Source organism: Kribbella sp. NPDC059898, from assembly GCF_042730855.1.
GTDB lineage: Bacteria > Actinomycetota > Actinomycetes > Propionibacteriales > Kribbellaceae > Kribbella.
This window is the reverse complement of record NZ_JBHWKR010000007.1, coordinates 189,192-208,951: the sequence shown is the minus strand read 5'-3', so window position 1 is coordinate 208,951 and position 19,760 is coordinate 189,192. Positions and strand designations below refer to the sequence as shown.

Genomic DNA, 19,760 nt, shown 5'->3' with positions numbered 1-19,760 from the left:
GGGAACATCCGCGGCGGACATACCCTTGAAACCGATATGACTTCCACCGACCGTCGCACGGTGTACCTGGACCACGCGGCGACGACCCCCATGCTCCCGGCCGCGATCGAGGCGATGACCCGTCACCTCGCCCGTACCGGTAACGCGTCGTCCCTGCACGGCTCCGGACGGTGCGCACGCCGTACGGTCGAGGAGGCGCGCGAGTCGATCGCCGCTGCGCTCGGCGCCCAGCCGAGCGAGATCGTCTTCACCTCTGGCGGTACGGAGGCGGACAACCTCGCGCTCAAGGGCCTCTGGTGGTCCCGGCTCGGGCAGGACCCGCGCCGCCGCCGGATCCTGCTCAGCGGCATCGAGCACCACGCGGTCCTGGACCCGGCGGTCTGGCTCGGGCAGCACGAGGGCGCCGAGATCGAGTGGCTGCCGGTCGACGAGCTCGGCCGGGTGCGGCCGGACGACGTACGGCGGGCCGTCGAGCGGGACCCGGAGAGCGTGTCGTTCGTCACGCTGATGATGGCGAACAACGAGGTCGGCACGCTGCAGCCGGTCGCGGAGGTGGCGGCGATCGCCCAGGAGTACGGCGTACCCGTGCACACCGACGCGGTCCAGGCGATCGGGCAGGTGCCGGTGGACTTCGCGGCGCTCGGCGTGGACGCGATGACGGTGTCGGCGCACAAGCTCGGTGGTCCGTACGGGATCGGCGCGCTGGTCGTGCACAAGGAGACGCAGTTGACGCCGATCCTGCACGGCGGGGGACAGGAGCGCGACGTACGGTCGGGCACCCTCGACGCGCCGGCGACCGCCGGGTTCGCGGTGGCCGCGGAGCACGCGGTCGAGCACCAGGCCGCGGAGGCGGTGCGGCTGACCGAGCTGCGGGACGCGCTCATCCACGGCATCACCAGCACCGTCGAGGGCGCCAAGCTGTCCGGGGATCCGGCCGGCCGCTTGCCCGGTAACGCACACTTGTCCTTCAGCGACTGCGAGGGCGACTCGCTGTTGCTGCTGCTCGACGCGCGCGGGATCGAGGTGTCCACCGGCTCCGCGTGCAACGCCGGCGTCGCCGAGCCCAGCCACGTGCTGCTCGCGATGGGGTACGACGACCAGCGGGCCCGCGGCTCGCTCCGGTTCACCCTCGGGCACACGTCGACCCGGGCGGACGTGGACGCGGTGCTGGACAACATCGGGCCGGTGGTGGAGCGGGCGAAGTCCGCCGGCTTGCAGAACGTGGGAAGGAACACCTGATGCGGGTACTCGCAGCCATGTCCGGCGGAGTGGACTCCGCGGTCGCGGCGGCGCGGATGGCCGAGGCCGGGCACGACGTGACCGGCGTGCACCTGGCGCTCAGCCGGAACCCGCAGTCGTACCGCAGCGGTGCGCGCGGCTGCTGCACGATCGAGGACTCCCGCGACGCCCGCCGGGCCGCGGACGTGATCGGCATCCCGTTCTACGTCTGGGACCTGGCCGAGCGGTTCCACGCGGACGTGGTCGAGGACTTCGTCAACGAGTACGCCGCCGGCCGTACGCCGAACCCGTGTCTGCGGTGCAACGAGAAGGTCAAGTTCAGCGCCGTCCTGGAGCGGGCGCTCGCGCTCGGGTTCGACGCGGTCGTGACCGGGCACTACGCGCGGATCGTGGACACCGCGGACGGTGCGCGGGAGTTGCACCGGGCGGTCGACCCGGCCAAGGACCAGTCGTACGTGCTCGGCGTGCTGACCCAGCAGCAGCTCGCGCACGCGTTCTTCCCGCTCGGCGACACGGTCAAGACCGAGGTCCGCGAGGAGGCCGAGCGGCACGGGCTGTCGGTGGCCGCCAAGCCGGACAGCCACGACATCTGCTTCATTGCCGACGGCAACACCGCGGGCTTCCTGGGCGCCCAGCTCGGCGAGTCCCCTGGCGACATCGTCGATGCACAGGGCAACAAGCTCGGCGAGCACCAGGGCACCCACGGCTTCACGATCGGCCAGCGCAAGGGCCTGAAGATCGGTACGCCGGCCGCGGACGGCAAGCCCCGTTTCGTCCTGGACATCAGCCCGGTGGACCGTACTGTGACGGTCGGCTCCCGCGCGGAACTGGCGGTCTCCCACCTCACGGCCTCCAAGCCCCGCTGGTGCGGTCCCGCTCCCGCCGCCGAGCTACGCGCCGGCGCCCAGCTCCGCGCCCATGGCGAAGAGGTACCTGTGGTCGCAACAGTCCTGGGTGATCAGGTGCAGGTCTCCTTCGAGGAACCCACCTCCGCCGTCGCCCCCGGGCAGGCTGTGGTCCTGTACGACGGCACCCGTGTGATCGGCTCCGCCACGATCGACAGCGTCCAGCGCGTCAGCGCCGCCGTATGACCACCACCGGTCTCGGTTCGGTCCCCGGCGACGACATCCGCGAGTGGATGCGCGCAGTACTCGAGCTGGTCGACCTCCCGTTCCTCCCCGAGCTCCCGGCCCGCCCGTACGGCGACATGATCAGCCGGACCATCGCCGTACTCACAGAGCTCGCGGCTGACCTCCAACCCGTCGGGTGGCGCCTGACGGGTGGTGGAGACGCGCGGGCCAGCCTTGACCAGCGGCGGGCGCGGGCTTTGCTTCATGAGGACCTGGATGTGCTGGAGGAGTACGCCGACGGGTACCAGGGCCAGCTCAAGGTACAAGTCACCGGCCCGTGGACGCTGGCTGCTGCGGTAGAGCGGCCGCGGGGTGACAAGGTGCTGGCGGACCACGGCGCGCGGCGGGACCTCGCCCAGGCTCTGGCGTACGGCGTGGAGCAGCACCTGGCCGAAGTACGCAAGCGTGTACCAGGGGCTGAGGTGCTGTTGCAGCTGGACGAGCCCGGGCTGCCCGCCGTACTGGCTGGTGCTGTGCCGACGGCGTCAGGCTGGAGCAAGCACCGGTCTGTGGACGGTCCTGGTGCTGTGGAGCTGTTGAGCCTCTTCCCGCCGAGCGTGGTGCATTGCTGTGCGGAACGGCCGCCGATCGAGGTGTTCACCAGGTCCGGCGCGAACGGGATCGCCGTGGACGTGTCACTGCTCAACAACGCAGCCTGGGACCAGGTGGCGGCTGCGGTGGAAGCAGGTACCAAGATCTACGCGGGCGTCGTTCCGACCACAGGACCGTTGCCGCGGCCGGAGCAGGCCGCACAGCCGCTGGTACGGCGCTGGCGCGAGCTAGGGCTCGATCCTGAGCTGCTGAACCAGGTCGTGATCACGCCTGCGTGCGGACTCGCGGCCGCCCCGTCGCCGGCCGACGCCCGGGCGCGCCTGAAACTCCTCCGCGACGTCGTCGACGTGGTGGGCGAAGCCGCCAGCGAGTAATCGGAAAACGTCGGTGGCCGGCTGTAAGTTCGGCTTATGAGCGAGAACGTTGGGGCGCCCGCGGATGTCCGGACGCGGCACGCGGAGCTGAGCCAGGAGATCGAGGACCACCGGGCGCGCTACTACCTGGCGAGCCCGATCATCTCGGACGCGGACTTCGACGCGCTGATGCACGAGCTGCAGGGCATCGAGGAGCAGTATCCCGAGCTCCGCACCCCGGACTCGCCCACCCAGAAGGTCGGCGCCCCGATCTCGACACTGTTCACCCCGGTCGACCACCCGATGCGGATGGAGAGCCTCGGCAACGCGTTCTCGGCCGAGCAGATGGAGGCGTGGGCGAAGCGGCTGGAGCGCGAGGTCACGGTCCAGCAGATCGTCGACAGCGGGTTCCTGTGCGAGCTCAAGGTGGACGGCCTCGCGCTCGACCTGGTGTACGAGAACGGCAAGCTCGTCAGCGGCGCGACCCGCGGCGACGGGCGTACCGGCGAGGACGTCACGCCGAACGTGCGGACGATCAAGAGCATCCCGGAGCACCTGCACGGCGACGACCTCCCGGCGTTCCTGGAGGTCCGCGGCGAGGTCTACTTCCGGGTCGAGGACTTCGAGGAGCTGAACGCCCAGCTGGTCGAGGCCGGCAAGGACGTCTTCTCCAACCCGCGGAACAGCGCCGCCGGATCACTGCGCCAGAAGGACCCGCGCGTCTCGGCGGCCCGCCCGCTGCGGTTCGTCGTGCACGGCCTCGGCAAGGTCGAAGGGCACACCTTCGGCCGGCTCTCCGACGCGTATGAGCAGCTCAAGGCGTGGGGCCTCCCGGTCAGCGACCGCGCCCGCCGGGTCGGCACGCTCGACGCGGTCAACGAGTTCATCGCGTACTACGGCGAGAACCGGCACTCGGTGGACCACGAGATCGACGGCGTCGTGGTGAAGGTCGACGAGCTGGACCTGCAGCGCGCGCTCGGGTCCACGTCGAGCGCCCCGCGCTGGGCGATCGCGTACAAGTACCCGCCGGAAGAGGTGAACACCAAGCTCATCGAGATCGAGGTGAACGTCGGCCGCACCGGCCGGGTTACCCCGTTCGCGCACATGGAGCCGGTCCGGGTCGCCGGGTCCACGGTGGAGTACGCGACCCTGCACAACGCCAAGGAGGTCGCCCGCAAGGACGTCCGCCCGGGCGACACCGTCGTACTGCGGAAAGCGGGCGACGTGATCCCGGAGGTGCTCGGGCCGGTGGTGGACCTGCGCCCGAAGGGGCTGCCGGCGTGGGAGATGCCGACCCGCTGCCCGTGGTGCGACACGGTGCTGGCGCCGGCCAAGGAGTCGGACGTCGACATCCGCTGCCCGAACTCGCAGTACTGCCAGGGCCAGTTGCGGGAGCGGCTGTTCTATCTGGCCGGGCGGTCTGCGTTCGACATCGAAGGGCTCGGGTTCAAAGCGGCGGACGCGCTGATCAGTGGCGGCCTGCTCGCGGACGAGGGCGACCTGTTCGCGCTGACCGAGGAGAAGCTGGCCGAGAGCGAGTTCTTCACGACGAAGGCCGGTGCCCTGTCGGCGAACGCCCGCAAGCTGCTGGCGAACCTCGAGGAGGCGAAGACCAAGCCGCTGTCGCGGGCCTTGGTGGCGCTGTCGATCCGGCACGTCGGGCCGACCGCCGCGGCCGCGCTGACCGAGGTGTACGACAACATCGACGACGTGCGGGCCGCGAGCGAGGAGCAACTGGCCGAGATCGAGGGGGTCGGGCCGACCATCGCGCAGGCGATGATCGAGTGGTTCCAGGTGCCGTGGCACCAGCAGATCGTCGACAAGTGGCAAGCGTCCGGCGTGCAGATGCGCGAGGAGCGGACCGGTCCGACGCTGCCGCAGACGCTGACCGGGCTGTCCGTCGTGGTGACCGGGACCGTCGAAGGGTTCAGCCGCGACGAGGCGACCGACGCGATCGTCGGGCGTGGCGGGAAGGCCGCGAGTTCGGTGTCCAAGAAGACGTCGTTCGTGGTGGTCGGGGACTCACCGGGGTCGAAGTACGACAAGGCCGTGCAACTCGGCGTACCGATCCTGGACTCCGCCGGGTTCCGGGTGCTGCTGGACGACGGCGCCGAGGCGGCGGCCGCGGTGGCGAGTACGCCAGCGGCCGGGGAGTCCTGAAACTCGCGGAAGAATTCGCGGCCGGACGGATCCGCCGACCGGGCTGAGCCGTCCGACTGTTAACTTTGCACGTCGAGATCTGGGTCAGAAGGAGCAACATATGACGACGCCGCCGCAGGGACCGTGGGGTCCTGGGCAGCCGGGGGGACAGCCAGGCGGGCAGCACGGGGGACAGGGAGGTGCGCCGCAGCAGCCTCAGCAGGGTGGCTGGGGACAGCAGCCTCCCGCTCAGGGTGGTGGCTGGGGGCAACAGCCTCAGCAGCCGCAGCAACCTCAGCAGCACGGCCAGCCGCCGCAGCAGGGCCAGCCTCAGCAAGGCCAGCCTCAGCAAGGGCGTCCGCCGCAGCAGGACCAGCCACAGCAGGGTGGCTGGGGACAGCAGCCCGGTCAACAGGGTCAGCCCGGTGGTGGCTGGGGTCAGCAGCCGCAGCAGGGCGGCGGTGCGTACCAGCAGCAGTCCTGGGGGCAGCGTCAGCAGCAGCCGCAGCAGGGTGGTTGGCACCAGCAGCAGGGCGGACAGCCCGGGCAGTGGCAGCCGAGCGGTCAGGGCGGTCCGGGTGGCGGCAAGGGCCCGGGCGGTATCAGCAAGGACAAGCTGCCGCTGGTGATCGGCGGTGGCGTGGTCGGCATCGTGGTGATCGGCCTGCTGGTGTTCCTCGGCATCCGCGCGTTCGGCGGTAACGACACCCCGCAGAGCCAGCCGACGACCGGCCAGAGCCAGGGCGGCGACCCGTCGACGTCCCCGACCACCAGTGGTGGCACCGGCGGCGAGCTCGGCAACGCGACCGGCCAGGCGAAGGCCGTGACCGACAAGCTGCAGGGTATGGGCTTCGGCTGCAGCGACCTGTTCAACACCGGCCAGGGTGCGCACCGCGGTTGCTTCAAGCTCGACGGCAACAGCAAGTCGTCGTCGGTGATCTTCCAGTTCAAGTCCGACGGCACGATCATCGCGGCGCGGGTCGAGACCGACGACGAGGACAACAACAACAACGCCCAGGTCGCGTTCGGCCAGGCGCTGCAGGCGATCGGCAACGACACCTTCGGCGGCGACTCGGTGACCAAGATCCAGGACGCGGTGAAGACCGGTCAGCGGTCCTCCGAGGTCGGCACGAACTGGGGCTCGTTCCAGCTCAGCAACGACGGTTCGAGCCTGCGGGTGTCCGGTCACAAGAACGGTGAGGAGTCGCTGGACCTGCCGGACCAGACCTTCGACACCACCGTGGCCGAGATGACCGCGGCGCTGAAGGCGAAGACGTACGTCTGCACCAGCTCCTGCCGCAAGGACGTCGGCAAGTACGGATCGCAGCGGGTGTTCTTCCTGGCCAGCGGGAACAAGGGCATCAAGATGCTCGAGTTCAGCGCGTCCGCGGACAGCGGCAGCGCCGTGAAGGGCGCGATGACGTCGGCGATGAACGACGCGTTCGGTGTCCTCAAGGGCGGGAACGCTGCGGCGGTGAAGGCGTACATCCAGGCGCACAGTGACGGCAAGCAGTACGCTGCTTATGTCGGCGGCTGGAAGGTCGAGATCGACGGCGACAGCAGCGGAAGCTACGGGTCGCAGCGGGTCACGATCGAGTACGAGTCGTTCTACGCCTGACGCACGGAGGCCGGATGTGAAGTTCCCCCGGGAGAAGCGCGAGTCGCGGACGGTGGCCCAGCCGCCGCCCGAGGCCGTCCAGCGCGTCGACGGCGGCGGGGCCTGGGGCCCCACCCAGTTCGACCTCCCGGACCGGAACGGCTCCAACAGCCAGGCGATCCTGATCGTCACCCTCGTCGGCGTCGTAGTCCTCTTGATCATCGCCGGCCTCTGGGCCCTCGCCTACTTCCAGTTCACCTGAGCCGGAACGTCAAGAACCCCGCTCGCCGACGCGAGCGGGGTTCTTCTGTGTACGGGTCAGGCGGTGGCGCGGATGGTGACGGCCAGGGAGGCGAGGTAGGAGAGGCGGGCTACTTCGGAGCCGAGGAATTCGGGGCCGCCGCGGCGGCCGATCACCAGGACGCGGCGGTCGGACTCGAGGGGGGCCGCGACCAGGACGGACTCGGCGAGGCCCTTGTGGTCCGGAGCGTCCAGGGTGGTGGCCTTCGCCAGCGGCAGCCACTGGCCGGCGACGTCGCCGAACTCCGGGGTCGCGCTGGTCTCCAGGGCGACCTTCACCTCGCTGCCGGTGCCGTCCAGCAGTGCCGCCCAGTCCGCGTGCAGGACGGCCGGGGACTGCTCGACCAGGATGTCGATCGCGTCCGCGGGCGCGGACGTCATCTGCTCGACGGCCTCGAGGTCCATGTGCAGCCCGCCGCCGGCGCCGTACCGGGAGAACCAGATGACCTCGACGTCCGCGACGCTGTTGCAGGCCGACACCAGCCGGTCCGGCAGCACGCCGGGCGGCAGGTCGACCACGATGTCGTCGACCGCGGTGCCGTTCTCCCGGCGGTGCTCGACGATCTCGATCGCGTGGATGTCGGCGTTCACCTCGCCGAGGGCGGTCGCCACGACGCCCAGCGAACCGGGCCGGTCCGGGATGATCAAGCGCAGCAGGAACACCGAACGATCATCTCCCAGCCCATCACCGTGCGCGTAACGCCTTGTCGCCGCCCATGTTACAGAGCGGTAGGGGAGGACACGCCCGCCCGTCTCATCGAGCTGTTGTCCACAGGCGAAATACCTCTGTCACAGGCGGCCCACTAAGCTGACGGCAGTCATGTGTCTACATGGCTTTCAGCTACTGCACGCATTGGATCGGTTCATGCCTTCGATTACCCGCGAAGAGGTTGCGCACTTGGCGCGACTGGCGCGGATCGAGCTCTCCGACGACGAGCTCGACCACCTCGCTCCGCAGCTCGACCAGATCATCACCCTGGTCGGGCAGGTCAGCCAGGTGGCGGCGGACGACATCCCGCCGACCTCGCACGCCCTGCCGCTGACCAACGTGATGCGCGCGGACGAGACCGTCCCGTGCCTCACCCCGGAGCAGGCGCTGTCCGGTGCGCCGGCCGTGGAGGAGCAGCGCTTCCGGGTGCCGCGGATCCTGGAGGAGGACTGACGATGAGTGATCTGACGCGGAAGACCGCGGCGGAGCTGGCGGACCTGATGACGTCCAAGCAGGCCAGCTCGGTCGAGATCACCCAGGCGCACCTGGACCGGATCGCGGCCGTCGACGGCGACGTGCGGGCGTTCCTGCACGTCGACACCGAGGGCGCGCTGGCGCAGGCGAAGGCGGTCGACGACAGGCGGGCCGCGGGCGAGCAGCTGTCGCCGCTGGCCGGCGTGCCGCTGGCGCTGAAGGACGTGCTCACCCAGGAGGGTGTGCCGACCACGGCCGGGTCGAAGATCCTCGAGGGCTGGAAGCCGCCGTACGACGCGACCGTCGTGAAGCGGCTGAAGGACGCCGGGATCGTGATCCTCGGCAAGACCAACATGGACGAGTTCGCGATGGGCTCCTCCACGGAGAACTCGGCGTACGGCACCACCCACAACCCGTGGGACCTGACCCGGATCCCGGGCGGTTCCGGCGGCGGTTCGTCGGCGGCAATCTCGGCGTACGAGGCGCCGCTGGCGATCGGCACCGACACCGGCGGCTCGATCCGCCAGCCGGGGGCGTTCACCGGGACGGTCGGCGTCAAGCCGACGTACGGCGGAACCTCGCGGTACGGGCTGATCGCGCTGGCCTCGAGCCTGGACACCCCAGGCCCGTGTGCGCGGACGACGCTGGACGCGGCGCTGCTGCACGAGGCGATCGCGGGCTGGGACCCGATGGACTCCACCTCGATCAACCAGGACGTCCCACCGGTGGTCGCGGCGGCCCGCAACGGTGACGTCGCCGGGCTGCGGATCGGCGTCGTCAAGGAGCTCGGCGGCGAGGGGTACCAGCCGGGTGTCGAGGCGCGCTTCCACGAGGCGGTCGAGCTGCTCACCAAGCTCGGCGCCGAGGTGGTCGAGGTCTCCTGCCCGCACTTCCAGTACGCCCTCCCGGCGTACTACCTGATCCTGCCGAGCGAGGCCTCGTCCAACCTGGCCAAGTTCGACGCGATGCGGTACGGGCTGCGCGTCGGCGACGACGGGGAGAACAGCGCGGAGAAGGTCACCGCGCTGTCCCGCGAGGCCGGGTTCGGCGCCGAGGTCAAGCGCCGCATCATCCTCGGCACGCACGCGCTCTCCAGCGGATACTACGACGCCTACTACGGCCAGGCGCAGAAGGTGCGGACGCTGATCGCCCGCGACTTCGCGAACGCGTACGAGCAGGTCGACGTGCTGGTCTCGCCGGCCACGCCGACGACCGCGTTCGCGATCGGCGACCGGATCGACGACCCGATCGCGATGTACAAGAACGACCTCTGCACGATCCCGTCCAACCTGGCCGGCAACGCGGCCGCGTCGTTCCCGTGCGGCCTCGCCGACGAGGACGGCCTGCCGGTCGGCTTCCACGTGATGGCGCCGGTGATGCGCGACGACCTGCTGTACAAGGTCGGCGGCGCGCTCGAGGCGGCACTCGCCGACCAGTGGGGCGGCGTACTGATGACCAAGGCTCCGGAGCTGGAGGTGACCCGATGACTGCTGAGGTCCTTGAGATCGACGACGCGTTGACGCAGTACGACCCGGTGATGGGCCTCGAGGTCCACGTCGAGCTGAACACCCGGTCGAAGATGTTCTGCGGCTGCCCGACCGAGTTCGGCGCCCCGCCGAACACCCAGACCTGCCCGGTCTGCCTCGGTCTGCCGGGCGCGTTGCCGGTGGTGAACGCGAAGGCGGTCGAGTCCGCGATCCGGATCGGCCTGGCGCTGAACTGCGAGATCGCCGAGTGGTGCCGGTTCGCCCGGAAGAACTACTTCTACCCGGACATGCCGAAGAACTTCCAGACCTCGCAGTACGACGAGCCGATCGCGTTCAACGGCTGGACCGAGGTGGTCGTCGACGGCGAGACGTACCGGATCGAGATCGAGCGCGCGCACATGGAGGAGGACACCGGCAAGGCCACCCACGTGGGCGGCGCGACCGGCCGGATCCACGGCGCCACGCACTCGCTGGTCGACTACAACCGGGCCGGCATCCCGCTGATCGAGATCGTCACCAAGACGATCGAGGTGCCGGGCGAGAAGGCGGCCGCGGTGGCGCGGGCGTACGTCGCGATGCTGCGCGACCTGCTGTTCTCGCTGGGCGTCTCCGACGTCCGGATGGACCAGGGATCGCTGCGCGCCGACGTCAATGTGTCGCTGAAGCCGTCCGGCTCGACGGCGCTCGGTACCCGTACCGAGACCAAGAACGTGAACTCGTTCCGCTCGGTCGAGCGCGCGGTGACCTACGAGATCACCCGGCAGGCGGCGGTGCTGTCGGCCGGCGGGAAGATCCTGCAGGAGACCCGGCACTGGCACGAGGACACCGGCATCACGACGGCCGGCCGGGAGAAGTCCGACGCCGACGACTACCGGTACTTCCCGGAGCCCGACCTGGTGCCGGTGGCGCCGTCGCGGGAGTGGGTCGAGGAGATCCGCGCGACACTGCCGGAGGCCCCGGCGGTACGGCGGGCCCGGCTGCAGCAGGAGTGGGGTTTCACCGACCTCGAGATGCGGGACGCCGTGAACGGCAACGCGGTCGAGCTGATCGTGTCGACGGTCGAACTCGGGGTGTCGCCGGCCGCGGCGAAGAAGTGGTGGCTGGGCGAGTTGGCCCGCGCGGCGAACGACTCCGGCACGGAGCTCGACGCGCTGCCCGTCGGTCCGGCCGAGATCGCCGAGGTGCAGAAGCTGGTCGACGACGGCACGCTGAACGACAAGCTCGCGCGGCAGGTGTTCGAGGGTCTGCTCGCCGGTGAAGGGACGCCGGCGGAGATCATCGAGAAGCGCGGGCTGGCGCTCGTGTCCGACGACTCGGCGCTGCTCGAGGCGATCGACCGCGCGATCGCGGCGAACCCGGACGTGGTCGAGAAGGTGAACTCCGGGAAGCCCGCGGCCGCGGGTGCGCTGATCGGCGCGGTGATGAAGGACATGCGCGGCCAGGCCGACGCCGCCAAGGTCCGCCAACTGCTGAACGAGAAGCTCGGCATCTGACGCCGTCCTGAAGTGCCGGACCCCGCTGCACCGGGTCCGGCACTTCAGTGCTTTCAGGCGGCGTCGCGGTGCTCGTGCACTGCCGTCGTGTCCTGCTCGACCCGGACGTCGTCGTCGGATGCCTTTGCTAGCAGGGTCTGGGCGACCGAGAGCTCGTCGGACGGGCAGCGGAGCTCGTACCGGGTCGGGTGGATCTCGGTGGTGACCGTGTCCGGCCGGTTGCGGAACAGCGCGCGGAACAGCCCCCACAGCGTGCCGACGATCAGCCCGTACACGAAGCCCCACAGCACGACCGCGAAACTGGTCAGCGTGGTCTGCGCGACCAGTGTGACGAAGACCGCCGCCAGGATGCCGAGCAGTGCGCCCTGCAGCGCGCCGACGGCCGTCATCCGGACAACCGGGACCCGCGGCCGTCTGGTGGCCTGCCGGAGTCCGGCACCGACGATGTCCAGGCTCGCCGCGTCCATCCCGTAACTTCTCAGGTACTCCGCTGTTCGCCGAGCATCGGCGAAGCTGCTCACTGATGCGATCACACTGCTGGGGACGCCAGACGCCTGGCCGGTCGGCATACCGATCTCCTCCTCGGGTCGTTTCTTCAACAAGTACCAGACGACCTCAAGGCTGAAAGGGTTGACTGTTCAGGACGTGCCCTACCTCTCAATTGCTCAGCGTCACGCGAAGGATCCGGTCGTCGCCCGCGCGTGGCTGACCGCGGCCGTCGGTGTTCGAGGTAGTGAGCCACAGTGAGCCGTCCGGGGCGAGCTCGACCGTCCGCAAACGCCCGTACTGCTGGGTGAAGAACGCCTTCGGTTCGCCGATTCGCTTGCCTCCCGCAACGGGTATCGCCCACAGCCGCTGGCCGCGCAGCCCGGCCATGAAGACGTACCCCTTCGCGAACGTGATGCCGGACGGCGACGCGTCGGCGGTCGGCCACTGCGCGATCGGGTCGGTCATCCCGTCCAGATGGCTGATCCCCTCGGCGGCGGGCCAGCCGTAGTTGTTGCCCGGGGTGATCACGTTGAGCTCGTCCCAGGTGCTCTGCCCGAACTCCGCGGCGTACAGCTGGTTCCCGTCGAACGTCAGGCCCTGCACGTTCCGGTGGCCCTTGGTGATCCAGACCCGCCCGTCCGGGTTGCCCGGCGCCGCCTTCCCGTCGGTGGTGATGCGCAGGATCTTCCCGCCGAGCGAGTTGTCGTCCTGCGAGTTCGGCTGCTCGGCGCCGTCGCCGGTTCCGGCGTACAGGAAGCCGTCCGGCCCGAACCGGAGCCGTCCGCCGTTGTGGATCGCCGCCTCCGGGATCCCGTCCAGGATCACCTGCTGGTCCGACAGCTTCCCGTCCTGGTAGGTGATCCGCGCGATCCGGTTGTCGCTCCCGCTGGAGTAGTACACGTAGACGTACGGCCTCCCCGGATACCCGGGATCGACCGCGATCCCCAGCAACCCGCCCTCCGACGAGGACTTCACCCCGTCGACGCTCCCTACCTCGGTCACCCGCCCACCGGCGACCCGCACGACCTTCCCGGCGTCCCGCTCGGTCACCAACGCACTCTTGTCGGGCAGAAACGCGACTCCCCACGGCACCCCGAGTCCGGTCACCACCGTCGAGGCCACGGTCAACTTCACCGGCGAGGCAGTCGGCGCTCCGGACGACGCGGAGCTGCTCGGCGTCGGCTCGGAGCACCCCGCGACGAAGGCCAGTACGGCGGCCACCGCCGCGGCTTTGCCTCGCACGATTCAGCTGCCCCAGGTCGGGCGGAGGGGGAAGTGGGCGTTGCCGCGGTGGTCGAGTTTGGCGGCCAGGACCTGGTGGAGCTGGATCGTGTTGTGTTCGAAGCCGGCTCGGCTGGCGGCCAGGTAGAGGCCCCAGATCTTGGCGGTGGCGGGGCCGACCTCGGCGACGGCCTCGTCCCAGTGGGCGACAAGGTTGTCGTTCCAAGCGGCCAGGGTGAGGGCGTAGTGCTCGCGGAGGTTCTCCTCGTGGCGGACCTCGAAGCCGGCGTCCTGGGCCTCGGCGATGATGCGGCCGGAGCCGATCAGTTCGCCGTCCGGGAAGATGTACCGGTCGATGAACGCGCCGGTGTTGCGGAAATGGTTGTCCGGCCGGGTGATGCAGTGGTTGAGCAGCCGGCCGCCCGGGCGGAGCCGGTCGTACAGGAAGGTGAAGTACGACGGGTAGTTGCGGACGCCGATGTGTTCGGTCAGCCCGATCGAGCTGATCGCGTCGAAGTCCCGCTCCGGTACGTCGCGGTAGTCCAGGAACCGTACTTCGGCCAGGCCCTCCAGCCCCTCGCGCTTGATCGCCTGTTGCGCCCACTCGGCCTGCGCCTCGGACAGCGTGACGCCCAGCGCCTGTACGCCGTACTCGCGGGCCGCGTGCCGGACCATCCCGCCCCAGCCGCAGCCGACGTCGAGCAGCCGCATCCCCGGCTTCAGGTCGAGCTTCCGCGCGACCAGGTCGTACTTCTCGAACTGCGCCTCCTCCAGCGAGGCCTCAGCCGTCGGGTAGACCGCGCACGTGTACGTCATCGACGGCCCGAGCACCCACTCGTAGAACGTGTTCGACACGTCGTAGTGGTGGTGGATCGCGGACTTGTCCCGCGCCTTCGAGTGCCGCAGCCCCTCGAACGTCCGGCGCCACTTCGGCAGGTGCTCCTGCGGCGGCGGGGGCGGCGGCTTCAGGTGGCTCCACCCGAGGCTGCGGATGATCCGCAGCGCCTCGGCGGCCTTCGGGCGGTGGAAATGGAACTGGTCCAGCATCAGCCGCATCAGCTCGTACGGGTTGCCCGGGTGCACGCCGGTGATCTCCAGGTCGCCCATCACGTACGCGCGGACCATACCGAGGTCTCCCGGTGCGGTCAGGATGTAGGACAGCCCGCGCTCGGAGGCCAGATGCAGGTGGATCGGGGAGTCCTCGGGTCCGGCCGCACTGCCGTCGTAGGCCGTGAACCGGAACGGCAGTCCGTCCGGGATCACGGTCGTGAGGGCTTCGGCGATCGATACCTGGGTCGCGAGCGTCGTCACTGGCGCGTCACCGCCTTCTCGTAGAGCCCGGTGAGCCGGGCGTCAGGGTCGTAGCGTTGTTTCACTGGGGTCAGTGCCGGGACGTTGTACAGCCGGTCGAACGTGTCCCGGTCGTAGTACGCGTCGGAGTACAAGGACTTGTGGCCGCCGAAGTCGGTCACGGCCTGCTCGATCCGCCGGTTGACGTCGCCGTCCGCGGCGCCGGGCGCGATCGGGACCGTGCCCCAGAAGCCCACGTTCACGTACGTCTCGCCGGGCTTCAGCGGATAGAGCGGCCAGGACTCGGAGCCGCGCAGCCGCAACGGGCACAGCCACACCGGCCGCATCCCGACCTCGCTGTCGAACCAGCGCAGGAAGTCCGCGAGCCGCGCGACCGGGATCTCCACGTCCTGGACGACGCGTTCGCGGTCCGGGCGGCCGCGCCGGTGGTTCAGCCGGGCCGCGTAGTGGTGCCGGTTCTCGAAGCCGACGATCTTGTGGAACACGTCGCTGCGCCGCCAGCGCCGGGGCCACAGCCGCCGTACGACGGGCTGCTGGGCGCCGAACGCCGCGGAACACCAGAACCAGTCGGTGTCCCACCGCCACAGGTAGTCGTGCGCGGTGAGGAAGTCCTTCGGCCGCTGCCGGATCGACCGGTAGTAGATCTGCTGGCCGGTGTAGTCGCTGGTCCGGACGGCGGCGTCGCTGTTCCGGCCGAGGCTCAGGTACGCCTCGGACGGGCTGAACACCACGCCGTCGACGAAGTGCACGGGCTCGTCGTCGTACTTGCCGTCCGCAACGATCGTGGAGATGGCCGGGGCCAGTTCGTCGAGCGCGACCCGGACGTGCCGGAGCGCGACGTACGGCGAGATCCGGTCGAGCTCGATCCGCAGCCGGGTCGCGTAGCCGAGGGTGCCGTACGAGTTCGGGAACGTCCGGAACAGCTCCGCGTGCTCGCCGTCCGGACGGGCCGTGACGAGGTCGCCGGCGCCGGTCAGGATGTCCAGCTCGAGCACCGACTCGTGCGGCAGGCCGGCCCGGAACGACGACGACTCGATGCCGAGCCCGGTGACCGCGCCGCCGAGCGTGATCGTCTTCAGCTGCGGGACGACCATCGGCGTCAGCCCGTGCGGGAGGGTCGCGGCGACCAGGTCCTCGTACGTGCACATGCCCTGGACGTCGGCGGTCCGGGCGTCCTGGTCGACGCTGATCACGCCGGTCAGCTTGGAGACGTCCAGCCCGGGACGCTCGGTGTCGGTGCGCGGCCGGAACAGGTTCGAGCTGCGCTTCGCGAGCCGGACGGGATCCCCGGGCGGGATCCGTTCGTACGACTCCCGCAGCCGCCCGACGGCCTGATCGTGCGCCACCACCGCCGCCACATCCGATGTCGAAGGCACCGATCCAGAGTACGACGGTGCCCGCTCCGTGGCACGGGAGTTCAAACTGTCCACGGCTCCGAGTAGGTTCTGTGACATGGCTGACAGGGCTGATGGGGTGAAGGCATGGCTTCCGTGGGAGGACTCCGAGGCGTTTCTCGGCGGCGTGCCCGCGGGGTTCGACGTGGAGCTGTTCGCCGGCGGTGAGCGGCCGAAGTCGCTCGACGAGGTGGAGTTCTACGTGCCCAGCTACATGGGCGGCGGTGACGTCTTCGACGTCGTCAAGGAGATGCCTTCGCTGAAGGTCGTGCAGCTGCAGACGGCCGGGTTCGAGCACGTCCAGTCGCGGCTCGCCGACGGCGTGACGTTGTGCAACGCGCGCGGCGTGCACGACGCGTCCACGGCGGAGCTGGCGGTCGGGCTGATCCTCGCGACGTTCCGGAACCTCCCGCGCGCGGTCCGCGACCAGGAGCGGCAGCTCTGGCCGGGGTCCTACGACGAGGTCGACGACTCGCTCGCGGACCGGACCGTGCTGATCCTCGGGTACGGCGCGATCGGCGAGGCGCTGGAGCGGCGGCTGACCGGGTTCGAGTGCGACGTGATCCGGGTCGCGCGGCGGGCACGGGACGGCGTCCACCCGATCTCCGCGCTGCCCGAGCTGCTGCCGCGCGCGGACGTGGTCGTGCTGCTGACCCCCGCGACGCCGGAGACCACGCGGATGGTGGACGCGACCTTCCTCAAGCGGATGAAGGACGGCGCCCTGCTGGTGAACGTCGCGCGCGGTGTCGTCGTGGACACGGACGCGTTGCTCGCCGAGCTCGGCACCGGGCGGATCCAGGCCGCGCTGGACGTCACCGACCCCGAGCCGTTGCCCGCCGGACATCCGCTGTGGTCTGCTCCGAACGTACTGATCAATCCGCACCGCGGCGGCGCGTCGACGGCGTTCGCGCCGCGGGTCGCCCGGCTGGTGCGGGCGCAGCTGGAGCGCTACGCGTCCGGGGAACCGTTGATCAATGTGGTGGCAGGTCCACCGCGCTAGGAGGAGGACGACGATGTCCGAGGCCGTACTGCTGATCGGGACCAAGAAGGGGCTCTGGATCGGCCGGAGCGACGCTGCCCGGAAGGACTGGCGGCTCGACGGGCCGGTGCCGGAGTTCGAGATGCAGGGTGTGTACGCCGTGGGCGTCGACACCCGCGGCGACAGCGCCGGCACCGCGCGGCTGTTCGTCGGCGGCACCAGCGAGCACTGGGGGCCGGCGGTCTTCCACTCCGACGACCTCGGTGAGACCTGGGCGGAGCCGCCGGAGGGCTCGATCGGCTTCCCGAAGGACGCCGACGCGTCGCTGGAGCGGGTGTGGCAGATCCAGGCCGCGCCGGACGGCCAGCCGGGCGTCGTGTACGCCGGCACGCAGCCGTCCGCGCTCTGGAAGTCGACCGACGGCGGCGTCACGTTCGAGCTGGTCAGAGGCCTCTGGGACCACCCGCACCGCAAGGACTGGGGCGCCGGGTTCGGCGGCCAGGCGGTGCACACGGTGCTGCCGCACGCCACCGACCCGGACCGGATCAGCGTCGCGATGTCGACCGGCGGCGTGTACCAGACCACCGACGGCGGGACGACCTGGTCCCCGGCGAACCACGGCATCAAGGCGTACTTCATGCCGGACCCGGACCCGGAGTTCGGCCAGTGCGTGCACAAGCTGGCGGCGCACCCCGACGTACCGGAGCGGATGTTCGCGCAGAACCACCACGGCGTGTACCGGTCGGACGACGGCGGCGCGATCTGGAAGTCGATCGCCGACGGGCTGCCGTCGGACTTCGGGTTCCCGATCGTCGTGCACCCGCACGAGCCGGAGACCGTGTACGTGTTCCCGCTGGTCGCGGACGGCAACCGGATCCCCACCGAGGCGAAGTGCCGGGTCTACCGGTCGCGCGACGCCGGCGCCACCTGGGAGCCGCTGACCTCCGGCCTGCCCGACGTGTCGTACGTGCCGGTGCTGCGGGACGCGATGACCACCGACACCGCCGACCCGGCCGGTGTGTACGTCGGCACCCGGGACGGCTGCGTCTACGCCAGCGCCGACGCGGGCGACACCTGGGTGGAGGTCGCCAGCCACCTGCCCGACATCCTCACGGTCCGCGCCGCGGTGCTCGAATGATCGCAGTCCGGCTGCCGACGGTGCTCCGCCCGTTCGCGGGCGGAGCCGAACGCGTGGAGGTCGAGGCCCGCACGGTCGCGGAGGCCTTCGCCGCGCTGGACGCACCCCTGCGGCGGCGGCTCACCGACGAGCAGGGAGCGGTCCGCCGGCACGTCAACGTCTACCTGCGCGACGAGAACATCCGCGACCTCGACGGCCTCGGAACGCAGGTGCGCGACGGCGACGAACTGCTGATACTCCCGAGCGTCGCGGGCGGTTGATCGGTACCGTCGGTCGGCATGAGCGACGTGTTGCTGCTGACCGGTCCCTGCGGTTCCGGCAAAACGACGGTGGCGCGCCTGGTGGCGACCGGCGCGCCGCGGCCGACGATGCATCTGACGACCGACGAGTACTACCGCGGTATCCGCACCGGCTTTGTCGCGCCCTACCTCCCCGGATCCCAGCGGCAGAACGAGGTGGTGATCGACGCGATCGTCGCCACCGTCGGCGCTTACGCGCGTGGCGGGTACGACGTGGTGGTGGACGGGATCATCGGCCCGTGGTTCCTCGCGCCGTTCCGGGCCGCTGCCGCGGAGGGGGAGTGGACGATGTCGTACGTCGTGCTGCGCCCGGATCTCGGGACGACCCTGCGGCGTGGACAGGACCGCCCCGAGTCCGAGCTGACCGACGCCGAGGCGCTGACCGGCATGCACCAGGCGTTCGCGGACCTCGGCGAGCTCGAGCGGCACGCGATCGACACCACCCGGCTCGACGCGGAGCGGACCGCCGCCGAGGTCCGGAAAGCTGTTGCTGAAGGCACCTACCTGCTCAGTGCCTGAACAGCCGCAACCCCGTCGCCGTCCAGGTGATCCCGAGCGCGGCGCAGGCAGCCGCGACCTCGTCGGACCGGATCGACCCGCCCGGCTCGACGATGTGGGTCACGCCGTACCGATGCGCCACCTCGACGTTGTCCGCGAACGGCAGATGCCCGTCCGACACCATCGTCACCCCGGCCAGCGGCTCGTCTGACCAGAGCGCCGCCTTCTCCCCGGCGAGGCGGGTGCAGTCGACGCGTGACTGCTGCCCGGCGCCGACCCCGATCGTCATCCCGTCCTTCACCAGCACCACGGTGTTCGACTGGGTGTAGCGCGCGACGATCATCCCGAGCGCCGCGTCGTCCGGCAGGTCGTGGGGGAGCGGCGCGGCGTCCCGCTCCTGCGTCAGCCGTACGCCGTACACCTCGCGCACCTCCTCCACCGGCGGCTCGTACGACGGGTCCATGGCAAGCACCAGATACGTCCCGCGCTTCTTCGCCGCGAGGATCTCCAGTACGCCGTCGTCGTACCCGGGTGCGATGATCCCGTCCGACACGACCCGCTTCAGTACCGCGGCCAGCTCCAGGTCGACGGGATGCGAGACCGCCACGAAGTCGCCGTACGACGACTTCGGATCCGCGGCCCGCGCCCGCGTGTACGCCTCGGCCGGCGTCGTACCGAGCGCCGCTCCCGCGGGCGAGACGTGCTTGTACGACGCCGCGGCCGGTACGCCGAACCGCTCCGCCGCCTCGCGCACGAGCTGCCAGCCGGTCAGCGCGTCCAGGATGTTGATGTACGACGGCGCACCCGCGAGCACCGTGAACGGCGCGTTCTCGAGAGTGGCCGCCTGCTGAGGATTCATGCCGTACCGCAACTGCATCCGGACCTCCGAACGACGTCCGAGGCGCCCAGGCGGACGACGCCCCGCTCGAAAGCTCCCCGGTGGTACCCCACCCTCGCC

The 19,760-nt window shown here is 70.3% G+C and carries 19 protein-coding genes; 13 read left to right on the top strand and 6 right to left on the bottom strand.

The window, feature by feature from the left end; translation table 11 throughout:
• Window positions 1-36 precede the first annotated feature (36 nt).
• The 6 genes from ACFV9C_RS23260 (at window position 37) to ACFV9C_RS23235 (ending at window position 7,272) form a co-directional block, all read left to right on the top strand.
• Window positions 37-1,239 (top strand): cysteine desulfurase family protein, encoded by a 1,203-nt coding sequence (locus ACFV9C_RS23260; protein ID WP_380196586.1) that lies wholly within the window; start codon window positions 37-39, stop codon window positions 1,237-1,239.
• Entirely contained in the window at window positions 1,239-2,330 is a 1,092-nt protein-coding gene (mnmA, locus tag ACFV9C_RS23255) for a tRNA 2-thiouridine(34) synthase MnmA (RefSeq protein ID WP_380196584.1), read from the top strand. The genes ACFV9C_RS23260 and mnmA overlap by 1 nt, the downstream gene beginning before the upstream one ends.
• Window positions 2,327-3,295 carry a methionine synthase vitamin-B12 independent gene (locus tag ACFV9C_RS23250; RefSeq protein WP_380196582.1) on the top strand — a complete coding sequence of 323 codons (969 nt, stop codon included), beginning with the start codon at window positions 2,327-2,329 and terminating at the stop codon, window positions 3,293-3,295. The genes mnmA and ACFV9C_RS23250 overlap by 4 nt, the downstream gene beginning before the upstream one ends.
• 36 nt (window positions 3,296-3,331) lie before the next feature.
• Window positions 3,332-5,434 carry an NAD-dependent DNA ligase LigA gene (gene ligA, locus ACFV9C_RS23245; protein ID WP_380196581.1) on the top strand — a complete coding sequence of 701 codons (2,103 nt, stop codon included), beginning with the start codon at window positions 3,332-3,334 and terminating at the stop codon, window positions 5,432-5,434.
• A 100-nt stretch (window positions 5,435-5,534) separates the two neighbouring features.
• Complete coding sequence (locus tag ACFV9C_RS23240) at window positions 5,535-7,031, top strand: hypothetical protein (RefSeq protein WP_380196580.1); 1,497 nt, start codon at window positions 5,535-5,537, stop codon at window positions 7,029-7,031.
• Window positions 7,032-7,047: 16 nt separating this feature from the next.
• A complete protein-coding gene (locus ACFV9C_RS23235; RefSeq protein WP_344188287.1) occupies window positions 7,048-7,272 on the top strand; it encodes a hypothetical protein in 225 nt (74 codons plus the stop codon).
• A gap of 56 nt (window positions 7,273-7,328) precedes the next feature.
• Here the strand turns inward: ACFV9C_RS23235 and ACFV9C_RS23230 are convergent, their stop codons facing one another.
• Window positions 7,329-7,973 (bottom strand): amino acid-binding protein, encoded by a 645-nt coding sequence (locus tag ACFV9C_RS23230; RefSeq protein WP_380196578.1) that lies wholly within the window; start codon window positions 7,971-7,973, stop codon window positions 7,329-7,331.
• A gap of 202 nt (window positions 7,974-8,175) precedes the next feature.
• Here ACFV9C_RS23230 and gatC point away from each other — a divergent pair, with 202 nt between their 5' ends.
• From gatC to gatB, 3 genes are read left to right on the top strand one after another with little or no spacing between them, the layout of a single operon-like run.
• The gene (gene gatC, locus ACFV9C_RS23225; protein WP_380196577.1) at window positions 8,176-8,472 is read left to right on the top strand and encodes an Asp-tRNA(Asn)/Glu-tRNA(Gln) amidotransferase subunit GatC; all 297 of its coding nucleotides are present in this window, start codon (window positions 8,176-8,178) and stop codon (window positions 8,470-8,472) included.
• Between the two features lie 2 nt (window positions 8,473-8,474).
• Window positions 8,475-9,980: an Asp-tRNA(Asn)/Glu-tRNA(Gln) amidotransferase subunit GatA gene (gene gatA, locus ACFV9C_RS23220; protein ID WP_380196575.1), complete on the top strand. Its 1,506-nt coding sequence runs from the start codon at window positions 8,475-8,477 to the stop codon at window positions 9,978-9,980.
• Window positions 9,977-11,473, top strand: a complete 1,497-nt coding sequence (gene gatB / locus ACFV9C_RS23215; protein WP_380196573.1) for an Asp-tRNA(Asn)/Glu-tRNA(Gln) amidotransferase subunit GatB — start codon at window positions 9,977-9,979, stop codon at window positions 11,471-11,473. The genes gatA and gatB overlap by 4 nt, the downstream gene beginning before the upstream one ends.
• A 53-nt stretch (window positions 11,474-11,526) precedes the next feature.
• Here gatB and ACFV9C_RS23210 read toward each other — a convergent pair whose 3' ends face one another.
• The 4 genes from ACFV9C_RS23210 to ACFV9C_RS23195 form a co-directional block, all read right to left on the bottom strand.
• Window positions 11,527-11,940, bottom strand: coding sequence for a hypothetical protein (locus ACFV9C_RS23210; RefSeq protein ID WP_380196572.1), 414 nt, complete (start codon window positions 11,938-11,940; stop codon window positions 11,527-11,529).
• 190 nt (window positions 11,941-12,130) lie between these two features.
• Window positions 12,131-13,204, bottom strand: a complete 1,074-nt coding sequence (locus ACFV9C_RS23205) for a PQQ-dependent sugar dehydrogenase (RefSeq protein ID WP_380196570.1) — start codon at window positions 13,202-13,204, stop codon at window positions 12,131-12,133.
• A gap of 3 nt (window positions 13,205-13,207) precedes the next feature.
• Window positions 13,208-14,494: a class I SAM-dependent methyltransferase gene (locus tag ACFV9C_RS23200; protein ID WP_380196568.1), complete on the bottom strand. Its 1,287-nt coding sequence runs from the start codon at window positions 14,492-14,494 to the stop codon at window positions 13,208-13,210.
• Complete coding sequence (locus tag ACFV9C_RS23195; RefSeq protein WP_380196567.1) at window positions 14,491-15,870, bottom strand: FAD-binding oxidoreductase; 1,380 nt, start codon at window positions 15,868-15,870, stop codon at window positions 14,491-14,493. The genes ACFV9C_RS23200 and ACFV9C_RS23195 overlap by 4 nt, the downstream gene beginning before the upstream one ends.
• A 76-nt stretch (window positions 15,871-15,946) precedes the next feature.
• Here ACFV9C_RS23195 and ACFV9C_RS23190 point away from each other — a divergent pair, with 76 nt between their 5' ends.
• From ACFV9C_RS23190 to ACFV9C_RS23175, 4 genes are read left to right on the top strand one after another with little or no spacing between them, the layout of a single operon-like run.
• Window positions 15,947-16,888, top strand: coding sequence for a 2-hydroxyacid dehydrogenase (locus ACFV9C_RS23190; RefSeq protein WP_380196565.1), 942 nt, complete (start codon window positions 15,947-15,949; stop codon window positions 16,886-16,888).
• 13 nt (window positions 16,889-16,901) lie between these two features.
• Complete coding sequence (locus ACFV9C_RS23185; RefSeq protein WP_380196563.1) at window positions 16,902-18,005, top strand: WD40/YVTN/BNR-like repeat-containing protein; 1,104 nt, start codon at window positions 16,902-16,904, stop codon at window positions 18,003-18,005.
• Window positions 18,002-18,265, top strand: coding sequence for a MoaD/ThiS family protein (locus tag ACFV9C_RS23180; RefSeq protein ID WP_380196562.1), 264 nt, complete (start codon window positions 18,002-18,004; stop codon window positions 18,263-18,265). Before ACFV9C_RS23185 ends, ACFV9C_RS23180 begins: the two co-directional genes overlap by 4 nt.
• A gap of 18 nt (window positions 18,266-18,283) precedes the next feature.
• Entirely contained in the window at window positions 18,284-18,823 is a 540-nt protein-coding gene (locus ACFV9C_RS23175; RefSeq protein ID WP_380196561.1) for an AAA family ATPase, read from the top strand.
• Here ACFV9C_RS23175 and ACFV9C_RS23170 read toward each other — a convergent pair.
• A complete protein-coding gene (locus tag ACFV9C_RS23170) occupies window positions 18,813-19,679 on the bottom strand; it encodes a 5-aminoimidazole-4-carboxamide ribonucleotide transformylase (protein ID WP_380196559.1) in 867 nt (288 codons plus the stop codon). The two genes, ACFV9C_RS23175 and ACFV9C_RS23170, sit on opposite strands and share 11 nt — an antisense overlap.
• Window positions 19,680-19,760: the final 81 nt, after the last annotated feature.

What these genes read in the sequence shown, in the direction of transcription:
- ACFV9C_RS23170 (WP_380196559.1), bottom strand. Translation starts at nt 19,679, where the DNA reads ATGCAGTTGCGGTACGGCATGAATCCTCAGCAGGCGGCCACTCTCGAG.
- ACFV9C_RS23250 (WP_380196582.1), top strand. Translation starts at nt 2,327, where the DNA reads ATGACCACCACCGGTCTCGGTTCGGTCCCCGGCGACGACATCCGCGAG.
- ligA (WP_380196581.1), top strand. Translation starts at nt 3,332, where the DNA reads ATGAGCGAGAACGTTGGGGCGCCCGCGGATGTCCGGACGCGGCACGCG.
- ACFV9C_RS23180 (WP_380196562.1), top strand. Translation starts at nt 18,002, where the DNA reads ATGATCGCAGTCCGGCTGCCGACGGTGCTCCGCCCGTTCGCGGGCGGA.
- gatA (WP_380196575.1), top strand. Translation starts at nt 8,475, where the DNA reads ATGAGTGATCTGACGCGGAAGACCGCGGCGGAGCTGGCGGACCTGATG.
- ACFV9C_RS23260 (WP_380196586.1), top strand. Translation starts at nt 37, where the DNA reads ATGACTTCCACCGACCGTCGCACGGTGTACCTGGACCACGCGGCGACG.
- ACFV9C_RS23240 (WP_380196580.1), top strand. Translation starts at nt 5,535, where the DNA reads ATGACGACGCCGCCGCAGGGACCGTGGGGTCCTGGGCAGCCGGGGGGA.
- gatC (WP_380196577.1), top strand. Translation starts at nt 8,176, where the DNA reads ATGCCTTCGATTACCCGCGAAGAGGTTGCGCACTTGGCGCGACTGGCG.
- ACFV9C_RS23210 (WP_380196572.1), bottom strand. Translation starts at nt 11,940, where the DNA reads ATGGACGCGGCGAGCCTGGACATCGTCGGTGCCGGACTCCGGCAGGCC.
- ACFV9C_RS23175 (WP_380196561.1), top strand. Translation starts at nt 18,284, where the DNA reads ATGAGCGACGTGTTGCTGCTGACCGGTCCCTGCGGTTCCGGCAAAACG.
- ACFV9C_RS23185 (WP_380196563.1), top strand. Translation starts at nt 16,902, where the DNA reads ATGTCCGAGGCCGTACTGCTGATCGGGACCAAGAAGGGGCTCTGGATC.
- ACFV9C_RS23190 (WP_380196565.1), top strand. Translation starts at nt 15,947, where the DNA reads ATGGCTGACAGGGCTGATGGGGTGAAGGCATGGCTTCCGTGGGAGGAC.
- mnmA (WP_380196584.1), top strand. Translation starts at nt 1,239, where the DNA reads ATGCGGGTACTCGCAGCCATGTCCGGCGGAGTGGACTCCGCGGTCGCG.
- gatB (WP_380196573.1), top strand. Translation starts at nt 9,977, where the DNA reads ATGACTGCTGAGGTCCTTGAGATCGACGACGCGTTGACGCAGTACGAC.